The sequence below is a fragment of the Eubacterium sulci ATCC 35585 genome, from assembly GCA_001189495.1.
Lineage (GTDB): Bacteria > Bacillota > Clostridia > Peptostreptococcales > Anaerovoracaceae > Eubacterium_B > Eubacterium_B sulci.
This window is the reverse complement of the sequence record CP012068.1, coordinates 398,609-423,995: the sequence shown is the minus strand read 5'-3', so window position 1 is coordinate 423,995 and position 25,387 is coordinate 398,609. Positions and strand designations below refer to the sequence as shown.

The 25,387-nt window shown below is 39.6% G+C and carries 23 protein-coding genes; 1 reads left to right on the top strand and 22 read right to left on the bottom strand.

What is annotated here, in order from left to right:
* Window positions 1-97: 97 nt before the first annotated feature.
* The 22 genes from ADJ67_01990 to ADJ67_01885 form a co-directional block, all read right to left on the bottom strand.
* The gene (locus tag ADJ67_01990) at window positions 98-1,138 is read right to left on the bottom strand and encodes a hypothetical protein (GenBank protein AKT46581.1); all 1,041 of its coding nucleotides are present in this window, start codon (window positions 1,136-1,138) and stop codon (window positions 98-100) included.
* A complete protein-coding gene (locus tag ADJ67_01985; GenBank protein ID AKT46580.1) occupies window positions 1,138-2,289 on the bottom strand; it encodes a hypothetical protein in 1,152 nt (383 codons plus the stop codon). Before ADJ67_01985 ends, ADJ67_01990 begins: the two co-directional genes overlap by 1 nt.
* Entirely contained in the window at window positions 2,289-3,386 is a 1,098-nt protein-coding gene (locus ADJ67_01980; protein AKT47632.1) for a cell division protein FtsW, read from the bottom strand. The genes ADJ67_01985 and ADJ67_01980 overlap by 1 nt, the downstream gene beginning before the upstream one ends.
* Before the next feature lie 46 nt (window positions 3,387-3,432).
* Window positions 3,433-4,797 (bottom strand): UDP-N-acetylmuramoylalanine ligase, encoded by a 1,365-nt coding sequence (locus ADJ67_01975; GenBank protein AKT46579.1) that lies wholly within the window; start codon window positions 4,795-4,797, stop codon window positions 3,433-3,435.
* A gap of 7 nt (window positions 4,798-4,804) precedes the next feature.
* Window positions 4,805-5,761 (bottom strand): phospho-N-acetylmuramoyl-pentapeptide-transferase, encoded by a 957-nt coding sequence (locus ADJ67_01970; GenBank protein AKT46578.1) that lies wholly within the window; start codon window positions 5,759-5,761, stop codon window positions 4,805-4,807.
* 35 nt (window positions 5,762-5,796) lie between these two features.
* Entirely contained in the window at window positions 5,797-7,179 is a 1,383-nt protein-coding gene (locus ADJ67_01965; protein AKT46577.1) for a hypothetical protein, read from the bottom strand.
* 9 nt (window positions 7,180-7,188) lie between these two features.
* On the bottom strand, window positions 7,189-9,132 hold the full coding sequence (locus ADJ67_01960) for a hypothetical protein (GenBank protein AKT47631.1): 1,944 nt from the start codon (window positions 9,130-9,132) through the stop codon (window positions 7,189-7,191).
* 150 nt (window positions 9,133-9,282) lie between these two features.
* On the bottom strand, window positions 9,283-9,630 hold the full coding sequence (locus ADJ67_01955) for a hypothetical protein (protein AKT46576.1): 348 nt from the start codon (window positions 9,628-9,630) through the stop codon (window positions 9,283-9,285).
* 21 nt (window positions 9,631-9,651) lie between these two features.
* Window positions 9,652-10,596 (bottom strand): 16S rRNA methyltransferase, encoded by a 945-nt coding sequence (locus ADJ67_01950; GenBank protein ID AKT46575.1) that lies wholly within the window; start codon window positions 10,594-10,596, stop codon window positions 9,652-9,654.
* 8 nt (window positions 10,597-10,604) lie between these two features.
* The gene (locus ADJ67_01945; GenBank protein AKT46574.1) at window positions 10,605-11,036 is read right to left on the bottom strand and encodes a protein MraZ; all 432 of its coding nucleotides are present in this window, start codon (window positions 11,034-11,036) and stop codon (window positions 10,605-10,607) included.
* Window positions 11,037-11,217: 181 nt separating this feature from the next.
* Window positions 11,218-11,475 (bottom strand): hypothetical protein, encoded by a 258-nt coding sequence (locus ADJ67_01940; protein AKT46573.1) that lies wholly within the window; start codon window positions 11,473-11,475, stop codon window positions 11,218-11,220.
* 48 nt (window positions 11,476-11,523) lie between these two features.
* Complete coding sequence (locus ADJ67_01935) at window positions 11,524-11,976, bottom strand: hypothetical protein (protein AKT46572.1); 453 nt, start codon at window positions 11,974-11,976, stop codon at window positions 11,524-11,526.
* A 12-nt stretch (window positions 11,977-11,988) separates the two neighbouring features.
* Window positions 11,989-13,215 (bottom strand): membrane protein, encoded by a 1,227-nt coding sequence (locus ADJ67_01930; GenBank protein ID AKT47630.1) that lies wholly within the window; start codon window positions 13,213-13,215, stop codon window positions 11,989-11,991.
* A 101-nt stretch (window positions 13,216-13,316) separates the two neighbouring features.
* Complete coding sequence (locus tag ADJ67_01925) at window positions 13,317-14,579, bottom strand: membrane protein (GenBank protein ID AKT46571.1); 1,263 nt, start codon at window positions 14,577-14,579, stop codon at window positions 13,317-13,319.
* A 231-nt stretch (window positions 14,580-14,810) separates the two neighbouring features.
* A complete protein-coding gene (locus ADJ67_01920; GenBank protein ID AKT46570.1) occupies window positions 14,811-16,172 on the bottom strand; it encodes a hypothetical protein in 1,362 nt (453 codons plus the stop codon).
* Window positions 16,173-16,177: 5 nt separating this feature from the next.
* Window positions 16,178-18,469, bottom strand: a complete 2,292-nt coding sequence (locus ADJ67_01915; GenBank protein ID AKT46569.1) for a hypothetical protein — start codon at window positions 18,467-18,469, stop codon at window positions 16,178-16,180.
* Between the two features lie 140 nt (window positions 18,470-18,609).
* Window positions 18,610-19,992: an amino acid permease gene (locus tag ADJ67_01910; protein AKT46568.1), complete on the bottom strand. Its 1,383-nt coding sequence runs from the start codon at window positions 19,990-19,992 to the stop codon at window positions 18,610-18,612.
* A 14-nt stretch (window positions 19,993-20,006) separates the two neighbouring features.
* Window positions 20,007-20,708, bottom strand: coding sequence for an isochorismatase (locus tag ADJ67_01905; protein ID AKT46567.1), 702 nt, complete (start codon window positions 20,706-20,708; stop codon window positions 20,007-20,009).
* 270 nt (window positions 20,709-20,978) lie between these two features.
* Entirely contained in the window at window positions 20,979-21,731 is a 753-nt protein-coding gene (locus ADJ67_01900; protein AKT46566.1) for a hypothetical protein, read from the bottom strand.
* A gap of 41 nt (window positions 21,732-21,772) precedes the next feature.
* Window positions 21,773-22,714: a hypothetical protein gene (locus ADJ67_01895; protein ID AKT46565.1), complete on the bottom strand. Its 942-nt coding sequence runs from the start codon at window positions 22,712-22,714 to the stop codon at window positions 21,773-21,775.
* Window positions 22,715-22,736: 22 nt separating this feature from the next.
* Window positions 22,737-23,930, bottom strand: coding sequence for a cobalamin biosynthesis protein CobW (locus ADJ67_01890; protein ID AKT46564.1), 1,194 nt, complete (start codon window positions 23,928-23,930; stop codon window positions 22,737-22,739).
* Window positions 23,931-24,054: 124 nt separating this feature from the next.
* Window positions 24,055-24,288: a hypothetical protein gene (locus ADJ67_01885; protein ID AKT46563.1), complete on the bottom strand. Its 234-nt coding sequence runs from the start codon at window positions 24,286-24,288 to the stop codon at window positions 24,055-24,057.
* A 54-nt stretch (window positions 24,289-24,342) separates the two neighbouring features.
* Between ADJ67_01885 and ADJ67_01880 the strand changes: the two genes are divergently transcribed.
* Window positions 24,343-25,233 (top strand): hypothetical protein, encoded by an 891-nt coding sequence (locus tag ADJ67_01880; protein ID AKT46562.1) that lies wholly within the window; start codon window positions 24,343-24,345, stop codon window positions 25,231-25,233.
* The last annotated feature ends 154 nt before the right edge of the window (window positions 25,234-25,387 follow it).

The window sequence follows — 25,387 nt, the reverse complement described above, 5'->3', positions numbered from 1 at the left end:
CCTCCTTACCTTGCAAATATACTCTAATTTTACCATATACGCCGCCCTTTTGCACTCTTTTTCTTTGATAGAAAAGTGAATTTATGTAAATATTTTCTTAAGCGTCAATTTCTGGCGTGAAGGACATATAATCACTGCCTCCAACCTTGATTGTTCCCCTGTTTATCTTATCGTTGAAGAGGTTATTTACGACCTTCTGTAGCTCCCCTCTTTGAATGGTTTGCATGAGCTCCTTAGGAGTTCCTTTGACAGAAAGAGTGTCATAAATATATGCTCTTATGAGAACCTTTGATACATCAATTTTTTTGAAGAAAAGATCGCCCTTATTCATTGCCGAAAGCATCCTCAAAGTCATCTTCAGCGCATCTGATTCCTCAACCTCAACCTTCTCTCCGATGTTCATCTTGCTTATTGTAAGACCTGTCAAAAGTGTCACCTGAGGATCTACGGTTGCCTTTCTCAAAACCGTTCCATCTTCATCGATTACAACAAAGCTTTCGCCGTACACTATGGCCGCCGTCTGCCGTCTCTCCTTAACGCTTATGATAAGCTTGTCCGGGAGGCTTCTCTTTACGTAAATATCCTCAAAATATGGATTCCCCTTCAGGTTCTTTTTGATGTCAGAAAGTCCCGCATCAAAGATTAGATTAACACCCTTTTTTGCCTTTGCCATGGAAATGACCTCGGCATCTGTGTAATAGCTATTTCCTTCGACCGAGAAGCTCTTTATGTTGAAGTAGTTTGATTTTAGAAATAAAAACACGCCAGTTCCTATACATAGGAGCACGACAAATCTCAGGAAGTAATGTTTCTTCCTGTGCTTTTTGCGTTGCCTTTCCACATGTTTGAGAGCGATTCTGCGATATATCTCTTCGTCGAGTTCTTCTTCTGTAGTAATTTGCTTTTTCTCGCCATTATCACTCGCATTTTCACTAGGCTCAGGCTCAGTTTCAGCTTTTGCACTTTCAGAGACCTCTGTCTCCTCCTCTGCCTCATCTGAATTTTCTACTTGAGCTTCGGCATCTGCAGCGCCATCCTCTTTGTGCTCTTCCTCAAGCATTTCAAGTGCATCGTCACTTACATCTTCCCTCTTTTTTCCCTTGAATGCCTTGAGCTTACCCAATAAACCTTTTTTCATTAATTCTTTTCCATTATCTCATCAACTATTTTTTCACTTGCTCGCATTTGGCCAAGCTTCTTGCTGGCCGCTTCCATTTTTGCAATTCTATCCTTGTCTTTTGATAATTCTTCTATCAAATCACTTAGCTTTTCTACATCGACATCAGCCTGCTCAAACAGCAGTCCGCCTCCGCAATCTGCGACAACCTTGGCATTATAATACTGATGGTTGTCTGCCGCCCATGGATAAGGAATTATAATCGAAGCCCTGCCACATGCTGTTATTTCAGCAAGAGATAGTGCACCTGCACGGCAAATCACAAGGTCTGAAGCCGATATGGCATCAGCCATACCATCTATATACGGAAAAAGTCTAATTTGCCCATCTATAAACGACGTACCTGCTTCACCGATCAGTTTTCCTTCTTCCCTGGTAGCCTTTGATAGTCTATCCTTTGTATCATCAAAGAACCTAGTTCCCGTTCCGAAGATCAAAGTTCTCTTATCGCCTTTTTTTATTCTACGCGCGTAGGCCTCCGCCACGCCGTTTATCTCATTTGATCCGAGGCTTCCTCCAAAGGAGAATACTACAAAATCCTCATCTGCTATGCCTAGTTTCTTTCTCGATTCAGTTCTATCGAGATTCGTAAACTCAGCCCTTACAGGGTTTCCTGTATATGAGGTTTTTATCTTTTGCTTGAATACTTTTTCCGCTCCCTCAAAGCCAAGGAAAACCTTTTTGCAGTACTTTGATGTAAATCTATTTCCTATGCCGGGGTAGGCGTTTTGCTCGTGGATATAGCAGTTTGCTCCGCAAATTTTACCTGCAATTATGACAGGCACGCTGACAAATCCACCAGTTCCGATAACAGCATCTGGCTTAAATTTTCTTATCAGCTTTATGGACTTAAAAATGCCCGCAATCGTAAAGCTACACGCTTTGACAAACTCGCGCATATCGCTAAAAAATCCATTGCCTCTGTAAAACCATCTAGATGGAACTGCATGAAATTCATAGCCGTTCTTAGGCACAACTTCAGCTTCTATGCTGTCCTTACTACCCAAAAAAATGATTTCACTATCAGGCTGGACCTTCTTTATTTGCTCCGCGATTGCTATCGCTGGATATAGATGTCCCCCAGTACCTCCACCGGTCATCACAAATTTCATTAGATATCCTCTCTCTGCTGTCTCGAAACATTTAGCACTACGCCGATAAGGAACATGAAAATCCACAGTGCGTTACCACCGTAGCTTATGAACGGAAGTGCAACTCCTGTAGGTGGCATAGACGATGTTACAACTGCAACATTAAGAACTACCTGAGCCCCTATCATTATCGCAACACCCGAAGCAAGAAGGGTTCCAAAGCTATCCTTTGCATTTAGGCCAATACAGAATATTCTCCAAACGACAACTACAAATATCATAAGAAGGGCCGCAACGCCAACAAAGCCAAGCTCCTCACCTATGATAGCGAGTATAAAGTCATTTTGTGGTTCCGGTAAGTATAGATTCTTCTGCACGCTGTTTCCAAGTCCTCTACCTCTAAGTCCTCCCGTAGCAAGCGCAAGTAAAGACTGAACTACCTGAAATCCCCCTTCTAGGGAGTATTTAAACGGATTCAAAAAGCTTACAACTCTATCGTGCTGATAGCCTGAGCTAAAGAAGCCTAAATATATGCTTCCCAGCGATAGTCCACCAACTAAAAGTCCTATGTATCCCCAGTGCATTCCAGAGATAAAGGCTATCCCTGCCGAGATCAAAAATACCGTTATCGCAGTCGAAAGGTTTGGCTGAAGCACAATCATTCCGCACACAAATAGAGTGTAGGCAACTATAGGCGCAAGACCCATCATGCTCTTTGCTCTTTCCTTGCTCGCCGAAAAATATGCAGAGCCAAGGATAATGATGGTTGGCTTTGCTAGTTCTCCAGGCATGATGGTTATTCCAAGTTTTACCCATCTTCGAGCATTATTGACAGTTACGCCAAGAGGCGTAAATATCATAAATAGCATCAAAACCTCAATGATGGCAATTAGAACAGCAAACCGCCTATACTTATGATAGTCTATTAGTGAAGTAAACATCATTATGCCAAATCCACTGACCGCAAAGAATCCTTGCTTCCAAAGAAAAGCATATGGCGTTCCTGAAGTGTTTATTGCACTGTAGTAGCTGGCACTGAAAACCATAACCACGCCAAACACCGTCAATATGGTAATAAGGACGACAAGCACAGGGTCACAGTGTTTTAAATTATTCAGTTTTCCTAGCTTTAGCAATTTTTTCATTCCAATACCCTAATTTAATTCATTTGAGTTTCTCAACGCAGCGCTTAAAGTGTTCACCGCGTCTTTCATAGCTTTCGTACATATCCCAGCTTGCGCATGCAGGTGAAAGCAAAACAGTATCACCGCTTCTCGCAAGCGCATGAGCTCTTTCAACACATTCATCCAAATTGCTGAAGTTCTCGTATTCTGTAAATCCACATTTATCTGCAGACTCAGCTATTATATGAGCATCTCTTCCAAATAGAAGAAGTTTCTTTACAGCTCCATCAAAGTTTGATGTAAACACATCAAAGTCCTGCTGCTTTCCATCACCGCCAGCAATCAAAAGAACATTTTTCTTTATTGCTCTTAGTGCGGTTAGCGATGCATCTACATTTGTGCCCTTCGAGTCATTATAGTATTTAACGCCATCAATCTCTGCACAGAACTCTATTCTATGCTCAACACCGCCAAAATTTCTTATCGCTTCGGCTATGACTTCCTTATCTATTCCTGCAAAGTAGCATATGCCGACTGCCGCCAAAACATTTTCGACATTATGATCGCCTATTATCCTAATATCGCTCTTATCACATATGTAAACCTTGTCATTTCTATCATTTACATATATCTTTTCATCATCTAAAATTACGCCATAGTTAAGTTTTTCTTTTCTGCTAAAAGGCACGACTGTGCACTTAGCACTCTTTGCCAAATCAAAGCAAAGCTTGTCATCATAATTTATGATTAAATACTGACCTTCATCCTGATTTGCAAAGATTTTAGCCTTAGCTGCACCGTAGGCCTGCATGGTATGATGCCTGTTTAAGTGGTCAGGTGTCAGATTTAATATTGCAGAAACTAGCGGTCTAAATTCTTTAGTTGTCTCTAGCTGAAAACTGCTTACTTCCGTTACAAGCCAGTCATCTTTTGTTGCTTCGATAGCGGCACCGATTACAGCCTTACCAATGTTTCCGACAACCGAAGTCCTTCTCTTTGATTTCTCAAAGATTTCTCCAACTAGACTTGTGGTAGTTGTCTTACCATTAGTTCCAGTTATGGCAACGAAGGTTCCGTCACAAAGTCTATACGCAAGCTCTAGCTCTCCAATTACTTCAGCTCCAGTTTTCTCAGCCCTATGAATAAATTCTAGTTCAGGGCTTACTCCAGGGCTCATAATCACGTAGTCAAACTTTGTATCATCTGGATCCTGCCCTAGAAAGGCATGTTTACATGTCCTATCTATCAGCGCTACAAGAGCCTCATCCATGTCATTTCTAGCCTTGCTATCCTGAGCATAGAGCTCGCAGCCCTTTCCTCCTAGCATTTCGAGAGTCGCCTTTCCAGTTCTTCCAAGACCTACAACCAATATTTTCTTATTCTGTATCTTATCCAAAAAATTCATTTTACACCTAAATCATATATATTAGGTAAGCCAGCAAGCAGCAAAGCGCACTGACTAGCCAAAATATTAGAACTACAACTCTCTCGTGCAATCCGCACATTTCAAAGTGATGGTGGATTGGAGCCATCTTGAAGACTCTCTTTCCTGTTGATTTAAAGGAAACAACCTGAATGATTACAGATAGCGATTCCATCACATATATGAAGCCAGAGACTATGAGCAAAAATTCCATCTTAAGCATAATAGCAGCCGCTGCAAGCGCTCCGCCCAAAGCCATAGAACCTGTATCACCCATGAAAAGTTTCGCTGGATTTTTATTGAAAATCAGGAATCCGAGACAGACACCACTTAGCGCCGTGCAGAACACGAACGGTGAGTTTTGACCCATCTGCATTGCTATGATAGCAAAGAATATGGATACAATAGCTGTTACTCCACTGCAAAGTCCATCTAGTCCATCCGTTAGGTTTACACTGTTTGCCATAGCTACAACAACTAAAATTACAAATGGAATATAGAAAACTCCAAATTCTATGTACTGGCCGTAGAAAGGAATGAAAACCTTGGTTCCATAATCTGAGAACATGGAAATGTATATGCCTAAGACCGCTGCAAATCCAACCTGAAGAACTATCTTCTGCCAAGCCCTAAGACCTAGGTTGTGCTTTTTTGCAACCTTAATGAAATCATCAAAGAAGCCGATAGCTCCAAAGAGTAGCATGACGCAGATCATCATTAGGTTTTCTGCACCGAAGCCTCCAAAGATTAAAACTACCACAAGCTGCGCAAGAATCATGGCGATTCCGCCCATCGTTGGCGTTCCTGACTTCTTTTGATGCGACTCAGGTCCTTCCTCACGTATATACTGCTTAAATTGTTTTTTCTTAAGTAACGGTATTTCTACTGCCGTAAGAACCGCAGACATCGCAAGTCCTACTAGCAGAACCAGAAAAAATCGTTCCATAATATCAAGTTCCCTTCTTATAAATGCATCGGCATTTACTTATTTATGCTGTCAATCAGCTTCTCAAGCTCATAGCTTCTCGATGCCTTCAAAAGCACAAGATCGCCCGCTTTAAGATAATCGTTAATAACATCTGCTAGAGCGTCTCTGCTATCAAAATGAAGCATTTTACTCTTATCCATTCCCTCAGAAGCTGCTTCTTCTGCAATAAGTGAAGCATCGCTTCCTACGGTAATCATCAAATCTAGATCAAGCTTTGCCGCCTCTCTTCCCACTCTGCGATGAGATTCCTCGCGCACAGCCCCAAGCTCATTCATGCCTGCAAGAACTGCAAGCTTTCTTTTTCCTTCACTCTTAACTAAGGTTTTGAGCGCTGAAATCATCGACTCCGGTGCCGCATTATATGCATCGTCTATTATGTTAACCTCGCCAGCCTCAACAAATCTCAAACGACTTCCCGTCATCTCTATGTCCTGAAGTCCATCAATTATATCATCAAAATTCATACCTATGGATCTACAAGCTGCTGCTGCAAGCGCTGCATTTAGAGCGTTATGTTCTCCCATAATGCCAAGCTTCACATGATGCTTCTCACCTTCGCATACTAAATCAAAAGCGATTCCATCATAACCGAGGTTTTCCACAGCCGAAACGCGAACATAAGCATTTTCGGCCTTGCCTGCTCTAATAATCCTATATGGAACTTTATCCTCATCAATAGTCTCAAGCATGTCATCATCTGCATTTACAACGAGAATTTTTGATTCGTCAAAGCCCTCGACAATTTCCATCTTTGCTTTGAAAATATTCTCGCGTGTTCCAAGTTTTTCAAGATGCGAGTATCCGATGTTAGTTATAACTGCGACATCTGGTTTTGCAATCTCTGTGAGCCTGCTTATCTGACCTAAAGCATCCATTCCCATCTCAACAACAACTACATCCATACTGCCATCAAAGCTCAAAAGCGTAATCGGAAGGCCCGTCTCGCTATTTAGATTAGCCTTGCTAGTTCCGGCATTAAAGCCTTTTTTTAGAATGGCATAAATCATGTCTCTGGTCGTTGTTTTTCCAACGCTTCCAGTTACTGCAAGCTTCTTCATATCAAAACGAGCTATGTACCACGCAGATAATTCCTGAAGCGCGTACATCGCATCATCCGTAAGGATTAAAGCGCAATCCTCTGGTACTGTCTCAGCTGTTTCTTCTTTTGATATGAGCATCATCCTGCAACCATTATCGTAGGCAGATTTCATGAACCTATGTCCGTCATTAAATTCGCCCACCATGGCACAAAATAGGTCTCCGCTCTTTGCATTCCTTGAATCTATGCAGATATCAGTAGCTGCTTCATCTCCGTTTCCACGAATCAGCTTTCCTTTAACTGCATCTGCAATTTGTCTAGCTCTTAACTCTTCCATTGATTTTTCCTAGCTTCTGTACAAATAAATGATTTCTTTTTTATCTATCTTTTTTCCACCCTTAGGGTATTGGTCCACAATTGTGAAGTCTAGATCTTTATCCTTCTTCTCATCGTCTGTAAGTGCAGGTCTAACTTCATACTTTAGTCCATACTCATCTAGTATAGCTTTTGCATCCTTATATGAAGCATTTGTAAGATCAGGCACATAGGCTGTCTTCTGCTTCTCAGAGTCCTCCTTAAGATCGTCTGCTGCATTGACATTAAGATAAGGTAGCGCCTTTGTCAAAAAGTCCTTTGCGATAGGAATAGCTGTTATATCTGCATAATACTGATTTGGTGAGTTACAAACAATTAGTACTACAATCTTAGGATTGTCTATAGGTGCCATACATATAAATGAAGTATCCGTCTTTGATTGTGAGTATGATCCATTAACAGCCTTTGATGATGTACCAGTCTTACCGCCTATTCGGTAACCTGGCATTTTTGCAGTTTTACCACCGTACTTGTCAACCTGCTGCTCCATTATATTTAACATTTCCTCGCAGGTCTTTGAAGACAGAACCTTTCTCACCTTTGTTGGCTTAAATTCTACAACTGTCTTTCCGTCTTTATCAGTGAGCTTTCTAACAAAATGAGGCTTCATCATAACACCATCGTTTCCTATTGAAGAAACCGCAGTTATGAGCTGCATTGGCGTTATAGCTATACCCTGTCCAAATCCCATAGAGGCTAGCTCAAGCGGACCAACCTTTTCTAAATCTGTAACTATAGGATTGCTCTCTCCAGGATAGTCAATTCCCGTCTTTTCTGTTATTCCAAATAGCTCAAGATGCTTGTAGAATGTATCCTTGCCCATGTTCAGCGCAAGCTGCATGTGCACCGGGTTACAAGACTGTCCTACAGCCTGAGTCAATGTCTCTGCGCCGTGAGGCTTTCTATCAGCGTCAAAGATTTTGAGCCCTGAAACCTCATAAAATCCCTTACAATAGAACGGTGTATCTGGTGTAACAAGACCCTCTTCTAGTGAAGAAGACGATGTCAAAAGCTTAAATGTTGATCCCGGCTCATACACATCGCTGACAAGTGCATTTCCCCACATTCTATTTAGATATTCCGATTTCTTGGAGTTACTAAGCTTGTTGTAAACTTTTAGCGCATCCTCGCCAACTGGCTTTGTTGGATCGTTTGGATCAAAGGTAGGATTCGTAGCCATAGCTAGAATTTCTCCAGTCTTAGGGTCCATCACGATTCCGCTAACACGCTCAGCTCCAGTTTTTTTCATTCCCGTTGCAACAGCATTTTCTAGATAGTGCTGCAGCACTTCATCTATAGTTAGCTCTACATTAAGGCCATCCTTAGCCTCATAGTACTTGCTGTTTCCATTTGATAGCTGATTTCCGTTTACATCGGCTTCGATTACCGCACGTCCAGTCGTTCCGCTAAGATACTCGTTATACTGGTATTCTATTCCGCTTCTTCCTTCACCCTCGTCATTTACACTGCCCAGAAGATTTGCCGCGAAGCTCTTCATAGGATAAAAACGCTTTGTATCCTCTGTAATTTCGATTCCCGAGATATCTAGATCTGAAAGTTTATCTGCCGTATCCTTCTCAAGGTATTTTGCCGCCTTTATTAAAACCTGGTCCGACTTGAGCAAGTTCAAAACTTCTTCGCTTTCCATTCCTAGCACTACAGAAATTCTATTTGCTACTTCTGTGAGCTTATCACCAGGATAATTTTCTCTAATCTGCGAAGGTCTAAACCAAAGCGTATAGCAAGTTGCACTCGACGCGAGTTCCTCTCCGTTTCTGTCGTAGATAGAACCACGCTTTGCCTGGATTGGAATATCTCTCTTCTGCTGATCCTTTGCCATATCGCTGTATTCGCTTCCTCTTACAACTTGTATCCAAGCCATTCTAAATAGAAGCAGAATCAAAAGAAGTGCCATGGTTCCGAATACGAATATTATCCTTTTTTTGCTCTTTAAATTAGTTTTGGTTCTCTCTGCCATTTAGCAATCCCTTTACCCTTTATTATGAAAAAACCGACAAACTGCGATATTCAGTTGTCGGCTGTTTTATGCAAGCTGATAACGCCTTTATTTATATGCGTTTTCCTTTATTATACTCGCTAGATTTCCCTTTGGAGCAGCGGTCTTTGATAGATATATGCACTCGTTCTCGTTTGCGTACACCATGCCGAGTTTGCTTGTTGCCACAGTCTCTATGTGTTCTAGGCTATTGGCAGCTTTAATCTTTACATCTAGCGTATCTATCTCGTCCTGCAAAATCCTGTTGTTTCGGTCGAGCTGGTTATTAGTCATCTTAAGCTCTGCGCTATAAGCGGACAAAACAACCAAAAATATGCAAATCATTCCCACCAAAACTATACTAAACACAGTTTTATTTCTTATAAGATTGATCTTTTGTCTCTGACTCTTAACCATTTCCCATCCTCAATAACTTCTTTATCTCTTCCCAAGTTTTTCGCAAACTCTCAGTTTTGCACTCCTCGCTCTCGGATTTTCATCCTCCTGCGATTCGCTTGGCACTATAGGTTTCTTATTTACCTTCCTTATTTCAGGCTTCTTTCCACATATGCAGATTGGAATCTCAGGTGGGCATACACAAGGATTTTCCTTTTCTTTATACGCATCCTTTACAATTCTATCCTCTAGCGAGTGGAATGATATTATCGCAAGCCTCCCCTTAGGTGCCAATACATCTATGAAGTCATCTACTGCTCTCTTTACTCCTCCGAGCTCATCGTTAACTTCTATCCTTATCGCCTGAAACGTTCTCTTTGCTGGGTGCGGTCCATTTCTTCTTGCTGATGCTGGAACCGCCGCCTTTATTATTTCTACTAGCTCAAAAGTCGTTTCTATCGGTTTTTCGCGTCTTGCTTTGACTATGAAGTCTGCAATCCTACTCGCCCAACGTTCCTCACCGTAGCTTTTGATTATTCTATATAACTCATCCTTGGAATACTCATTAACTATATCGTAAGCTGTCATACCCTCGCTTCTATCCATTCTCATGTCTAGAGCAGCGTCGTTCATATATGAAAACCCACGCTCTGGATTATCTAGCTGATACGATGAAACTCCTAAGTCTAGAAGTGCTCCATCAATTTCCTCTATATCCAGTTCCCTTAGGATATTCTTGATATCCGAATAGTTTCCGTGAACAAAAGCCTTCTTGCAATCAAATCCCTCAAGTCTTTTCGAAGAAACTCTGAGAGCTTCTTCGTCTCTATCGATTCCAATCAGCATTCCATTTGGCGATAGTCTCTTGCAAATTTCGCTTGAGTGCCCCGCTCCTCCGAGCGTGCCGTCAACATAGATGCCATCTGGATTGATATTGAGACCGTCTATGCATTCTTCTAGAAGCACTGGTACATGTGAAAATTCCATATGCCCTCCTAGAAATTATATGCTGCCAAAGTCTGGTTGAACTCCTCTGTATCCATACGATTTTCGTTATCTGGAGCATTCCACTGTTCCTTAGCCCAAACCTCTATTTTTCTCATCGCACCTATCGTAACTAGTTCTTTATCGATATGTGCATACTCCTTGAGTTCAGCTGGAATAATTATTCTACCCTGTTTATCAAAGCCACATGAAACAGCATTACCACAGATATGCCTTACAAAAGCTCTGACCTTAGGGTCTGATTCTGGAAGCTTGTCTATCTTCTCAAGCAAATTCTCCCAGTCACTAATGTCATAGATATATAGGCATCTATCGATTCCCTTAGTAAGAATGCACTCCTTACCAAGCCTATCTCTATACTTAGAAGGCACGATCATGCGATTCTTAACATCTATGGAATTATTGTATGTTCCGATAAACAAATCCTGCCTCCTTTCGCCACTTCACCTATTATCAAATATTAACACTGTAATTATATACCACTTTCCCCCACCTATCAAGGCTAGTCCCCCACTTAATGGGTATAAAAATAGGCTATTTTTGCTTTTTTCTACATTGAAATAAAAAAAAATCAAGCTTCCACTATATTTTGTGGTCGCTTGATTAATTGTTATCAATATATTGTTTTAAAATTAGCTTTTCTTTAGCTGTTTTTTTGAGCTTTTTGATACTGAATTCACGCGATAGAGCCTCTCCCTTTTCTTCGTATTCTTCGTAGTAAACAAGCTCAACCGGAAGCCTCGTTTTGGTATACTTTGCTCCCTTGCCAGCATTATGTGTTTTCACCCTCTTTTCGAGGTCATTCGTCCAGCCTGTATAAAGACTCCCATCCGCACAGCGAAGTATGTAGACGTAGTTCATAATTCTCCACCCTACCAAATACATTCCTCTAAAGTCGATCGAGTAGGCCTATCCGTCAAGCCTTGTACTGCTCTTCTCAGCTTCAGCAAGATCAAGCTTGACTCTGTCTATATCATCGAGCAGATTCTTTAGGCTATCTGCATCCACGTGATTGTTCAAAAAGAGCTTCTCCAATTGTCTACTTGCCTTTGTTATCTCGTTTACAAAAGCGAGATAATCCTCGAATTTATGGCTACTTTGAGCTCTCTTGAATTTTTCAAGATCATTTCTTATATAGTCTATTACATCCTGTTCTCCAAAGAATCTTCCTAGAAGAAGTGGATATGGAGAAACACGAGATAGGTAGATGCTACCATCTTCACGAGCCTCATACATATAGCTCATCTTGTAGTCTTCTATCTCAAATTTTGCCACTGTGATATTCGCATGCACAGTCTTAACACTCGTCGCACCTAGCTGCTTGAGCATCATGTTTATAATGTCGTTAATTGTCCAATCCATATTAGCCTCCTGTTATATATATGCCTTAATAAGAAGTACTATAGTTGATACAAGTATTGAAAGTATCATAAAAGGAAATCCTACCTTCAGATAGCTTGCAAATGTAATAGGGTACCCATGCTTGTTACTGATATCTGATAGCACTACATTAGCCGAAGCGCCGATCAAAGTTCCGTTTCCACCTAGGCATGCACCTAGTGATAGCGCCCACCATAGAAGCTCTACATCCATACCCTGATTTTTCATTGAGATAATCAAAGGTATCATCGCAGCCACAAAAGGTATGTTATTTAGTACCGATGAAACAAGCGCCGAAGCCCAGAGTATTACTAGTATTGTAATTATTTCATGTCCTTCTGTAAAGCTGATTATTCCCTTTGATATAGCCGATATAACACCAGTCTTTTCCATTCCACCTACGATAACAAAAAGCGCTATGAAAAAGAGTATCGTCGACCACTCCACATCTTCTATTACATGCTCAGCTTTCTTTCCGCTAAGTAGCATTATAATTGTAGCTGCTGAAAGCGCAATTACAGCTGGCTGAACTCCTAGCTTATCATGAGCGAGAAATCCTATTATTATGAGTCCTATAAGAACTATACCTATCTTCATAAGTCTAGCATCTGTTATAGACTTATTCTCATCTAGTGCCATTACCTTTGCTCTTGCTTCTTCAGTTGCCACCGTAGATTTCTTGTAAAGAAACTTCATCATGATGATCTGAACTGCGATTACTAACACAACAGCAAGTCCCGTGTTCATCATAAAGTCCATAAAGGATAGTCCTGCAGCACTTCCAATCATTATATTTGGTGGGTCACCTATCAAAGTAGCTGTACCTCCAACATTTGATGAGAAGATAAGCATTAAAAGGTATGGTACTGGATTCACCTCTAGCATTCTTGCAATAGCAATCGTCATAGGTCCAACTAGAAGAACCGTCGTAACATTGTCTAGGCAAGAAGATAAAACTGCTGTAATAATCACAAAGATTATCATGATTTTCCAAGGGTCAGCATTTACCTTCTTAGCCGCTTTGATAGCTATGTATTCAAACATTCCAGACTGCTTTAGCACTGCTATGAATAGCATCATGCCAACAAGCACGCCTATCGTGTCAAAATCAACATACTTAATTGCTTCATCAAAGCTAAGCACCTTGGTGAGCAAAATCACTGCCGCACCGATAAGCGCTGAAAGTGTGCTATCTATCTTTCCCGTCGTTATCAAAACCATAACGCCAAGAAAGACAAGTATTGATATTATTTCCATTATTCCTCCTCCTGACAAAGCAATTATATACCTTTTTTATCAAAATGCAATAAATCAAACTAGCCCTATATATACGCTTTTATAATAAGTACGATCATCGAAACAAATACCGATGCAATCATGAAAGGAAATCCAACCTTGAAGTAGCTTTTAAATGTGATTGGATGTCCGTGTTTGTTACTGATATCAGATAAAACAACGTTTGCTGATGCACCTACAAGAGTTCCGTTACCGCCTAGGCAAGCACCTAGTGACAGAGCCCACCAGAGAAGCTCAACGTCCATGCCCTGAGCCTTCATCGCAAGAATCAAAGGTATCATGGTCGCAACAAAAGGTATGTTATCAAGTATCGACGAAATGATTGCTGACGCCCAAAGGATTACGAGAATTGTAAGAAGCTCATGCCCCTCTGTGAAATCAATCAAAGCCTCTGACATCGCTTTTATGATACCCGTCTTTTGCATTCCGCCAACGATTATAAATAGCGATATGAAGAACAAAATCGTAGGCCACTCAACATCTTCTATCAAAGACTCTACTTTCTTACCTTTCACAATCAGCATAAAGGCCGCTGCTGAAAGTGCAATTACCGCAGACTGTATTCCAAGCTTATCATGTAGCAAAAAACCTACGATTATGTATATGATTACGCCTATTCCTATCTTCATTAACCTTAGGTCGGTTATCGCCTTTTTCTCATCGAGAGCCATAACCTTAGCCTTAGCCTCTTCGGTAGCTGTAATCGACTTCTTATACATGAACTTCATCATAATAATCTGTACGATTAGAACTAGAACAACTGCACCACCTGTGTTCTTGACGAAGTCAAGGAAGGTAAGTCCCGTTGCACTTCCGATCATTATATTAGGTGGGTCACCAATCAAAGTAGCCGTACCTCCGACATTGGATGCAAGAATTTGCATGAGAAGGTAAGGCACTGGGTTTACCTCAAGCAGATTGGATATAGCAATTGTCATTGGTCCAACTAAGAGAACCGTAGTAACATTGTCAAGGCATGACGATAGCACAGCTGTAATTATGACAAATATAACCATCATCTTCCAAGGATCAGCATTTACAAGCTTCGCCGACTTGATAGCAACGTATTCAAACATCCCCGATTCCTTGATAACTGCGACAAACAGCATCATTCCAACCAGTACGCCTATGGTATTAAAATCTACATACTCAAGAGCTTCATCAAAGCTAAAAACCTTTGCAAGCATGAGCACTGCCGCACCAACAAGGGCAGCTGCAGTTCGGTGCACTCTTTCGGTTGTTATCAAAACCATTACACCCAAAAAAACTAAAACTGTTAAAAGTCCCATATATTACTCTCCTAATAAAGCATTAGTATATACCTAATACGCTAAAATTCAACCCCTTATATATGTTTATTTTTCAATGCATACACGCATTTAATTTTTTTATATCATTGTTGCAAATTGCACCAAAATATAATTAAAAAAGCCACACCTAACTTACAGTCTAAAATGGGTTCTACGCATCAAAGAAAAGAACGTTAAGTGTGGCATAAAGTTGTTAGCAAAACACCACTATCATCTGTATTTTATTCCGTAGTCATTTAATTTTTTGTATAGAGTTTTTCTAGCTATATTCATCTCGCGTGAAGCTTTAGTAACATTCCAGCTGTTACGACGCATAATTTCCATAATATATTCCTTCTCGAAGTCTTGGGTAGCTCCTTTTAGGTCTTCACTAAAAACTCTATTCATATCAGAATCTATCTCTTGAATTTCTAACGGAAGGTCATCTCCACTAATTTTTCCGTCTTGCGCCATAACCACAAGTCGCTCAATTATATTTCTAAGCTCACGTATGTTTCCTGGCCACGAATATTTCTTCAGCATTTGCATAACACTTACTTCTATAGAATCAATTTTACGTCCCATTTCTTTTGATATAGTCTCGATAAAATAGTTTGCAAGCAAAGGAATATCTTGTCTCCTTTCCCTAAGAGGGGGAATTTCAATAGGCAGTATGTTAAGCCTATAGTATAGATCTAGCCGGAACCTGCCTGCTTCTATTTCCTGTTTTAAATCAGCATTTGTTGCAGAAATAAGCCTAAAATTACTTTGAATAGTTTCGCTTCCTCCTACTCGCTCGAAGGTTTTTTCCTGTAAAACTCGTAGTAATTTTGTTTGCATGTTTAAGCTCAATTCACCTATCTCATCAAAGAAAATGGTTCCGCCATCCGCTAGTTCAAATCTTCCTTTTCTACGTTTTTCAGCACCAGTATATGCACCCTTTTCACTGCCAAAAAGTTCACTTTCTATTAGATTTTCATTAAATGCTGCACAATTAACAGAAACAAACGGTTTATCAGCTCTTTCACTACATTGATGAATTAGATGAGCCATTACCTCCTTACCAGTTCCACTCTCTCCCGTGATAAGGACCGATGCCATCGTTCTTCCAATCGTTATAGCCTCTTCTCTCATTTTTCTGGCTGCGTCGCTTTCTCCAATCAATTTATTGGTGGCTGATATTGAGCAGATATGTTGTTTTAGCTGACTATTTTCCATACGCACATTAGCAAGTTCCTGTGCTTTTATTACAGTTACTATCAACTCGTCAATATCTACTGGCTTAATGAAATAGGTATATGCACCTTTCTTTACAGCTTCAACTGCTCCTGGAATAGTGCCCTCCGCTGTAAGCATAATAACCTCTGTCATCGGCCACCTTTTCTTGATTTGCACGAGTGCTTCCATTCCATCCATTTTTGGCATTATAATGTCAAGAACAACAACTGTGATTTCGTGTTTTTCCATTATCTCTAATGCATAAAAACCGTTTTCTGCCGTCTTAACCGAAAATCCCTTTAGCTCAAATATCTTACGGTAGACTTTCAACAATTCTTGATCGTCATCCACCAATAAAATTGAATTTCTGATCATTCTTTTCACCTCATGTCTGTTCTACCACATTTAACTGGTAAAACGATTTCAAATTCCGTCATATTTTGATCATCTTCCAATACCTTAACACTTCCACCGAGTGCGTCCGTCAAGCGCCTCGTAATCCATAGTCCTATGCCATTTCCATCAGCTTTTGTAGTATAGAAAGGATCAAATATTTTTTCCCTGAGTTCGCTAGGAATAGGTTCTCCATTATTTTTAACAATCACTACTATGGTTTCATCTTTTCTGCCACAGAATATATCAATTAGTCCGTCCTCACTAATTGCTTGTATTGCATTTATGATAATATTTTGCAGTATTACCTTTAACGCTTCTGGACTTCCCATATTTATATAGCAATCGTCATCAATCATCTCCTTTACTTCAATGTTTTGCCTTATAAGTGTTTTTCTTGATAACAATAGAATTTGTTTTATTACTGTTCCAACATGGACCATTTCCATTTTTTCATCATCCCTGCTGTAGTCAAGCAGTGTATATATTACTTTTTCAGCTTCATCCGCTGCTCTTTCAATTCTATCAACCTCCTCTTTGATATCTCTACTTTGATTTGACATTGACAAAATATACACTGCGCCTTTTATTACAGCTAGATGATTTTTCAATTCATGAACTATAGCGGCAGCAAACTGGCCTATCCCTGCCATTTTTTCCATTTGCTGAACTTCTTTTTCTAAAAGTACACTTTGCGTTACACAGTTACTACTTACAACCATTTCCGTAAGCTTTCCTGCGCTATCACATATTGGATAGTATGTATTTCTATACACTTCTGTACCAGATACAATTTGTTCACTTTTAATTTGAGGATGTGCTTTTAGCCCCTTTAAGGTTTTCTCTATTATCTCAGGTGTAACCGCTACAGATTCTCTTGTCGCAACTACAATGGATCCATCACTCTTAACTATAAGGAGCGCTCCTTCAATTGTTTCTAATATCGTATTTATTTCCTGGTTTTTCTCAGATAATGACTTTGTATAACTGCCTATACTTGCATTCATTGCAGTAAACGCACGATTCAGTTCTCTCACTTCCAGTAAATCACTTTTAGTTTCTATTTCACATAAGCTATAATCCCCATTTGATATCTTATTAGCACGAGCAACAAGCCCCTGCATAGGTATTGAAAAGCTATGTTTAAGCCATGTTAGAAATCCAACTCCCATTAGAATTGCCGTTAGCAATAAAATCAAAAGCAAATTTGCATCTAGTGATTTCCCTGGTATAAATTCGCTCCTATCAACTTCAAATAATAAAACTGTATCCGTATCGTTTACTTTTGATGAGAATAGTATTTTCTGACTACCTTTAACCGTATACATATAAGTTGTAGAATCACCTTTTAATGCACTTTTCATAGCAGTTCTTTTGTCAGAACCCATCTTCTCTTCATCAAATATATTTTTTGAGTATAAACGCCCCTGATGTTCGTCGCCAGTCATCCCAGATTGATAATATATGTTTCCTTCCTTTGTTAGCCAGTATATTTTACCGGTTTTACCTATTGAAAAATCCTTAAAGTATTGCTCTCCTAATTTAAGTAACGATAAATCAATACAAACAACACCATAAAATTCGTCGTCTTTATTATAAATTGGATATGAACATGTAATTGTCCAACCAGTTCTCAGGTAATCAGAATATGGAGCTGTCCAGACTGCCTCACGTCTTGGATTATTCTTTTCATTTGCATCTATATAAAAAGGATCTTTTCTTTGGTCATGATCACTTGTAAATTGTGCTGTTAAATCACTATATGGCAAACACCTTAGTACATTATTTTTATCAATCAAATATGCCCATGTAACCATTCTATTTTCAACAACCTTGGCGAATGCATCATCCAATTCCTCAGAAATTGCAATATCACGGTATAGAGAAGAGTCCTCTTTTATGTTACTTGCAACATATAGGGCGCTTTGTTCTCCTTTACTTAAAGCTCCATTTTTTAATCTACTTATTGTTCCATTTTCATTCCTTATATATCCTTTTGGGAGTTCTTTATATTTTTCTTCATCAGAATTGATATATATTTTTTGATACCATATTCCTAAAGAAATGGTATTATCCTCTATTTGAGTAAAGCCTTCAGATATTAACTGGCTTTTTTCCTTTATAATCTCCTCTAAATTATTTATTGCATATTGTTCCGACTTGTTGCGTGTTTGATACGACGACAAAATAGCAAACAACGCCACATAAAAGATATTGCCTACTAGGAAAACTAAAATCAGTCTTGTAACCATCGAGTCCTTAAAATTCCGTCTTCCCATCTTGCACCTCCTCTATGTGGCGTATTTATTTATACAATATACTACCATACATTTGATGTAATAGTAGTAATATTGAACTAATTATAGTTACCAAAAATATAATGTTGTTACTGTGTTTTACTTACTTTGTTTATATCCAGCTAATTCAATACGTCTGTTTCATGCCCTACTGTATCAGGCGATATTGTAACTGGTTTCCATCCTTCAGGATCAGCTTTTTGCATATGTTTCATATATCCCCAGAATGCAAGTCCAAGAAGAACATATACTAGCATTACAATCCAAGCGCCAAGATTCATCTCTTTGATAGATACATACAGAACCCAGAAGCAGAAGCAAATTGACCATATTCCAAAGAATTTACCAAACTTTAATCTGAAAGGTCTTTCCCACTCATGGTGTTTCTGTCTTGTCTTTAAGAATGATATTGTTACTAGTAAGTATACTGCGCCAGCAGCTACTCCATATATTGTATAGATATAATTGATCCATGCATCTGGTGCAAATACAGTAAAGAATATTGATAGGATTCCAACAATCAAGTTTGCGAACTGTGGTTGCCCAAATTTGTTTAGATTAGTGAATCTTTGTGTTACTTGGTGTTGTTTTGCTGCACCGTATAGAATACGTGATGCGCTAAGCCAAAAGGATGATAGTGTAGTTATACATGTACCAGTACCCATAATAACAATCAAAAGACCTAACCAATGTGCCCCACAAATATCTGCGACTCTAGGATCAACGATATCTGTATTTGCAACCCATTCACTAGACACAACACCACCAACTGCTATTACAGCTAGTCCGTAAACTAAAACTGTACAACCTATAGAGCCAACAAATGCCTTCCATAAGTCCTTTTTAGGAAAATCGGATTCCTCTGAAAGCTGTGGAATGATGTCAAAGCCTACAAATTTCATTACTAAAAGTCCAACCGCTGCTGCCCAACCTGAAACTCCATGGGTAAACATAGGAGTTATAGTTGAGAGGTGCCATTTACCGCTAAGAATAAAGTATATATCTGCGGACAGAGATATAATTAAAGTACTCCAAAATAATATTGATTGTAATTTTGCTAGCACCTTAATTTCCCTGTTCGTAAGGAAAAACCAAAATATTATTATTGCAGCTGCGAGTATTTTTACTTGAAGTGTAGTAATTGGGAATATATATCCCATCATGCTCGCAATACCATATGCTACTGTAGGCATTGCCATAATATACAGTAGCATTATCATCCAAAATGCTGCAAATCCAGAGTTTTTACCGAGCGCATTCGATACCCATATATTCTGTCCTCCAGCATAAGGCATCATACTTGACATTTCTGAATATATAAAGCAGAGTGGTAAAATCAAAATTGCCAAAGTAAGTAAGGCAAACACAGATCCTGGGCCACTTAACTCATACCAAAGTTTTATCTCGACCATCCATGCTGCAATCATTCCACCTGCAGCCATCGTTATCATATTCGATAATTTCAGTTCTTTCCTTAATCCGCTAGGGCTATTATTATCTGACATTACTCTAGACCTCCTTACTGAAGATTCTTGCTGATGATATTAATTGTTTCGTCAGTACTTAATACATCACAGTAAATCACGTTCATTATTTTAAGTTCTGCATCATGAAGTTCCTGACTTCCTGCTGCACATGCATCTTCTACACAGATTACCTTTAGCCCCGCATCTGCAAGGTCTCTAACTGTGCAAGCAACACACTGGTCTGTAACTATGCCCGTAACAACTACCGTATCAATTCCCATAAACCTTAATAGCGTTAGATAGTTGGTACCATTGCACACGCTATCTGTCGTCTTATTTACAATAATTTCATTTTTTAGTGGAGCTAATTCGTCTATCATTTGAGCTGAATAACTATCAACCGGCATCAACATATTGTTCCAGCCTTCCGATTTTTGTACTGGGGATCTGTCTTCACCATCATCTCGCAGGCAGGCAATTCTACCATATGTAACAGCCATATTGTTAGCTCTAAAGAAATCCAACAATTTCTTATTATTAGGAATAACGATGTCATCCAATCTATCATGGAAAGGAATCCATCTTTCCCACTCGCCAGACGCTTTAAACTGCAATGCCTCACCAAAGTCTCTTAATACAAACTCATTTTGAAGGTCTACAAGAAGTAGAGCAGTTTTCTTTGGATTGATGACAGGTTCTTCGATTTCACCAATTGTTTCATAATAGAAATTTAGATACTTGTCTTTAATGTTCATTTTTTTACCTCCATTTATAAAACAGATATTTGATATTTGAACATATTTATTGCGATATCCGTGCCAACATTTAAGCGCGCACAAAACAAACTCTATCTTCTTTGATATTTCAACGATAATTTAGTTTGAAGTTTTATTAGTTGTTACCTTTCATTAATTGAGGTGTTACCTTTATGTAACGTTACCTTATGTGAAACCGTTACCTTTTAGTAACACTTTCACACACGAAAAAACCCAGACCGGAGTCTGGGTTTGATATCAACTATATCGTTATAAATCTGCAAAAGAGATTACTACCTCTATATTTGTCTTGCCATTTACTGTAGTTTTAAAGATGTAGCTTTCTGTTGCTCCACCCGCTACATCTATCGGCTCTTTAGCCTTTGCTCTTTTGATCTCTATTTCTGATCCAAGTGGCGCTTCTGCCCTGTGCCTGATTAGGAATGATGTCATTTTCTTCTTATCGACATCTGGAACATGATTCCATACCATATCAAGATAGTAGGTATTGTTCATGTGCATGTTTCTGTCGACCTCGCTGAACATAACTTGGTGCTTTCCACATAGCTCATAATCAAGGTCCTTTGGCAAGGTAAATCTCAAAGGAATATTCATCTCTAATGGCTCGTCAAACTCGTAGTCTGAAAGGTCAATCTCGTCAGTTCTGATGAGTTTGCCTGTATGAATATTTACTACAGCCCACTCACTATAGCCCCTAGCAACAATCTCCTCTCCTCGCTTAACTAAAAAACATCTGACAAAGGTTGCCGCCTTTCCTGTCGTCGCCCAGGTATGTACATCGATTTCATCATAACTATGAATCTGATCTACAACCTCATAGAGAATTCGCGTTGCAATAAAGCTTTGACCATTATCAAATAGCTCCTCATATGTAGGTCTTCTATCCCTCATGTTGTGATTTCCGGTTTCCTGCATAAGTCTCGCAAAGCTTGAAGGCTTTATATTGTTGTTTATATCCACATCATGTGATGATATGGAATAGTGCTCTATGTAAGTGCTCATTTCAGCTCCTTTGTCATCTGTAAATTAAATAGTCTTGGCTCCTAGAAGGTTGCCACCTCCTGTTCAGGTGGAAGACTCGCTACCACCTTGCTGCAGTAGAGGATAGGTCCCTCTTCACCATAAATATCTGTATACTCTAGCCTCACCTCAGCTACGATTTCTGCCCAGCTTCCGTTTTTGATCTTTGATGCATTCTTCCAAACGCATAAAAGTCCGGCAAACTGAATATCATCTGCACAGCATGTCATAACATGTCTTCCAAAGACTAGATTATCTTTTGGCAAACCTCCACCGGTCGCAAGTCTACCGAGAACTCTTACTTTTTTCTTATCGTATTTCTCAGGATTATCGTTTACATCACGGTACCACTCAGCAAAACAATCTTCCTCAATTTCGATGATTTCTGCATTCATATCAAAAGGCAGTTCATCGACTATGGTGTCTGGTTCTACATCGTCTGGGCCGTACTCGTAAACTATTTGACTTTTTCGGTTTGCAACCCTTACGATTTTGTGGAATTCTAGCTTATCAAAGCCATGCACGCACCTGTTGAAGACAACTAGGTCAGCTGTCTTTAGTTTATCAAAAACAAGCTGTCTCATATTCTCATTGTGGTTTATAAAAACACTCGCATCTGCAAATGTAACCTCCTGAGATATGATCCATTCTGGTGGCATATTACGGAACAAGTCCTGCATCATCCACATGCCATTATATTCAACTACAACTCTCTCAACACGGTGCTTTTTCTGTAGCTCCGACAGATGCTCTGGGTTTAGCTCATCCAAACTTTCTATATATTCGCAGAAGATATTATCCTTTGTAAAGAACTTGCTTTCATCAAGTTCCACCTCTCCCTGCTCACACATTAAAAGCAGAGTTCTCTCACCTGCATTGAAATCACTACCCTCGAGAATATCTTGAATGAATGTCGTTTTACCACTTTCTAAAAAACCTGTAAATAAATATACTGGAATTTCCATTTTGTCCTCTTTTACTTTTATCCTATAAAGCTAGTGCTTCCCTGATATTAGCTTCCTCGATATCAACACCGATTACGCATATCATTCCTGTAGTTGCGGCGCTTCCTGTTCTAACATCGGGCTCTCCTGGAACATAGTCAAAGTGAATCCATCCACCTTCTGCATTTTCAACAACACCCTTAGCTCTTAGTATTGTTCCAAACTCTGTAAAGTTTCCGAGCTTACCTAGGAAGTCATTAATCTCAGCCTCACTAAACTTATGACTTGTCTCCATTCCTATGCTCTGGAATACTTCGTCTGCATGGTGATGTCCGTGCTCGTGGTGATGTCCACATCCACAGCTTTCGCCATGCTCGTGGTCGTGATGGTGGTGCTCGTGCTCTTCATGCTCATGGTCATGTCCACAGCAGCAGCCTTCACCATGTTCATGGTCGTGATGGTGCTCATGCCCTTCATGCTCATGATGGTGATGGTGCTCGTGCTCTTCATGTCCGTGATCATGTCCACAGCAGCAGCCTTCGCCATGTTCGTGGTCGTGATGGTGCTCATGCTCTTCATGCTCATGATGGTGATGATGCTCATGCATTTCCGCTTTTAGATGCTCAAGTTCCGCATCGATTCCAGCTCTCTTTTCCATGGTCTGAAGTATTAGCTTGCCATCTAGCTCATCCCAGTCTGTTGTAACAATTTCCGCAGTTTCGTTATGCTCACGTAGAAGGGCAACGCAGGCATCTAGCTTGTCCTGGGCAAGACCAGCTGTATGGCTTAAAATAATAGCACTTGCGTTCTCAATCTGATTATTGAAGAATTCACCAAAGTTCTTCATATACATCTTGCACTTCTTAGCATCAACAACCGTTGTAAATCCATTTAGTACAAGCTCTTCATTATGCAGATTTTCTACTGCCATGATAACATCGCTAAGCTTACCAACACCAGATGGCTCAATCAGGATTCTGTCAGGATTGTATTTCTGAACTACCTCAGCAAGAGCCTTGCCAAAATCTCCAACAAGACTACAGCAAATGCATCCAGAGTTCATTTCATTAACCTGAATTCCTGAGTCCTTTAGGAACTCACCGTCTACTCCTATATCACCAAACTCGTTCTCAATAAGCACAAGCTTTTCGTCCTTATATGCTTCGGAAATAAGCTTTTTAATCAAAGTTGTCTTTCCTGCTCCTAAAAATCCTGAAAATATGTCTACCTTTGTCATATTACACTCCCTTCAATATATATTAAGTTCTATTTAATTTAAATTCTACATATCTATATATACCACTTTGATGTGTAAACAAAATGAAAATCATAGATATTCTTTGCAATATTATTGTACTTCACTATTCATCTTCTTCTACGATAAAGCTTCTAAAGATTGCCTTTTCGTCCTCGCTTAATTTCATTGTTACGCAAAGAGTTTCAATTACTTCAGCTGGTGGCACATGACCTTCCGTAGTACATAGCATGGTAAAATCATTGTGCGGCATGCCGAGGTTTTTGAAGACGATTTCTCCGCAGCTCACCTTTCTATCGTAGATTCTAAAAAATTCTCTCGCAAAATTCTTATTTGACATTTTTCTCCTTTTATATCACTATAGAAGTTACGAATATTTTGATTGGAGGACTATATGAAGGATAGATTCAAACAAGGCATGGTCATGACAATTTTCGCAGGAATAGCATGGGGCTTTTCGGGCAACTGTGCCGAAATTCTGTTTAAGAACTTCGGGATAACTCCTGTTTATCTATCTTCAATGCGCATGGTTTTTTCTGGTCTAATACTCACCATTGCAGCCCTACTAACAAATAGAGAAAACCTGATTTCTATGCTTAAAGATAAGCGTTCTGTACTTCAGCTAGTTCTATTTGCACTGTTTGGCATTTTGTTCAATCAAGTTTCTTATCTTGAGGCAATCAATAATTCAAACTCAGGAACCGCAACCATACTCCAGTATATAGGGCCTGTCTTCTGCATGATTACCGAATGCATACTTATCAAAAGACTCCCAACAAAGAAGGAAGTCAGCGCCATCATGCTTGCCATGATAGGCACATTTATACTTGCAACTCACGGCGATATTCACCGCATCTACATAACACCTCTTGGTCTAATGTGGGGACTATTTTCTGCATTTGCTATCGTATTCTACACCTTCATCCCTATCAAGCTGATAGAGAAGTACGGTGCGATTCCGGTAACTGGATGCGCTATGCTCATCGGAGGAGCTGTAACAAGCACCTATAGCAAAGCATTCTTACAGCCATTTAATACAGATCCTAAGTTCATCGCGCTTCTTGTTCTAATTATACTACTTGGAACTATAGTATCATATACTCTATATCTAATGGGAATAGACAGATGCGGTCCTGTCGTAGCCAGCATGCTAGCTAGCATAGAGCCAGTATCAGCCACAGTGTTTATGGTAATTTTACTAAATGTTCCATTCACTGGAATAGAAGCAGTAGGATTTGCATGTATATTTGTAACAGTCTTCATCCTCGCAAGGAGTAAGACATAAAATAGCAATAAATAGGCTAGACTTCATAATCGAATAAAATCTCATCTCTAGCTAGCTCATCGAGTTTGCTGAGTGTAGAAAATACTATTGAAGAACCATATCCGTAGGTTGATAACCTGCGGATTATTCTATTTCTAAGCTTTTCTGGTAGCCT

What these genes read in the sequence shown, in the direction of transcription:
- ADJ67_01990 (AKT46581.1), bottom strand. Translation starts at nt 1,138, where the DNA reads ATGAAAAAAGGTTTATTGGGTAAGCTCAAGGCATTCAAGGGAAAAAAG.
- ADJ67_01885 (AKT46563.1), bottom strand. Translation starts at nt 24,288, where the DNA reads ATGTCAAATAAGAATTTTGCGAGAGAATTTTTTAGAATCTACGATAGA.
- ADJ67_01965 (AKT46577.1), bottom strand. Translation starts at nt 7,179, where the DNA reads ATGGAAGAGTTAAGAGCTAGACAAATTGCAGATGCAGTTAAAGGAAAG.
- ADJ67_01925 (AKT46571.1), bottom strand. Translation starts at nt 14,579, where the DNA reads ATGGGACTTTTAACAGTTTTAGTTTTTTTGGGTGTAATGGTTTTGATA.
- ADJ67_01955 (AKT46576.1), bottom strand. Translation starts at nt 9,630, where the DNA reads ATGGTTAAGAGTCAGAGACAAAAGATCAATCTTATAAGAAATAAAACT.
- ADJ67_01930 (AKT47630.1), bottom strand. Translation starts at nt 13,215, where the DNA reads ATGGTTTTGATAACGACGGGAAAGATAGATAGCACACTTTCAGCGCTT.
- ADJ67_01905 (AKT46567.1), bottom strand. Translation starts at nt 20,708, where the DNA reads ATGAACATTAAAGACAAGTATCTAAATTTCTATTATGAAACAATTGGT.
- ADJ67_01950 (AKT46575.1), bottom strand. Translation starts at nt 10,596, where the DNA reads ATGGAATTTTCACATGTACCAGTGCTTCTAGAAGAATGCATAGACGGT.
- ADJ67_01920 (AKT46570.1), bottom strand. Translation starts at nt 16,172, where the DNA reads ATGATCAGAAATTCAATTTTATTGGTGGATGACGATCAAGAATTGTTG.
- ADJ67_01960 (AKT47631.1), bottom strand. Translation starts at nt 9,132, where the DNA reads ATGGCACTTCTTTTGATTCTGCTTCTATTTAGAATGGCTTGGATACAA.
- ADJ67_01915 (AKT46569.1), bottom strand. Translation starts at nt 18,469, where the DNA reads ATGGGAAGACGGAATTTTAAGGACTCGATGGTTACAAGACTGATTTTA.
- ADJ67_01880 (AKT46562.1), top strand. Translation starts at nt 24,343, where the DNA reads ATGAAGGATAGATTCAAACAAGGCATGGTCATGACAATTTTCGCAGGA.
- ADJ67_01985 (AKT46580.1), bottom strand. Translation starts at nt 2,289, where the DNA reads ATGAAATTTGTGATGACCGGTGGAGGTACTGGGGGACATCTATATCCA.
- ADJ67_01970 (AKT46578.1), bottom strand. Translation starts at nt 5,761, where the DNA reads ATGGAACGATTTTTTCTGGTTCTGCTAGTAGGACTTGCGATGTCTGCG.
- ADJ67_01935 (AKT46572.1), bottom strand. Translation starts at nt 11,976, where the DNA reads ATGGATTGGACAATTAACGACATTATAAACATGATGCTCAAGCAGCTA.
- ADJ67_01895 (AKT46565.1), bottom strand. Translation starts at nt 22,714, where the DNA reads ATGGAAATTCCAGTATATTTATTTACAGGTTTTTTAGAAAGTGGTAAA.
- ADJ67_01890 (AKT46564.1), bottom strand. Translation starts at nt 23,930, where the DNA reads ATGACAAAGGTAGACATATTTTCAGGATTTTTAGGAGCAGGAAAGACA.
- ADJ67_01975 (AKT46579.1), bottom strand. Translation starts at nt 4,797, where the DNA reads ATGAATTTTTTGGATAAGATACAGAATAAGAAAATATTGGTTGTAGGT.
- ADJ67_01900 (AKT46566.1), bottom strand. Translation starts at nt 21,731, where the DNA reads ATGAGCACTTACATAGAGCACTATTCCATATCATCACATGATGTGGAT.
- ADJ67_01910 (AKT46568.1), bottom strand. Translation starts at nt 19,992, where the DNA reads ATGTCAGATAATAATAGCCCTAGCGGATTAAGGAAAGAACTGAAATTA.
- ADJ67_01940 (AKT46573.1), bottom strand. Translation starts at nt 11,475, where the DNA reads ATGAACTACGTCTACATACTTCGCTGTGCGGATGGGAGTCTTTATACA.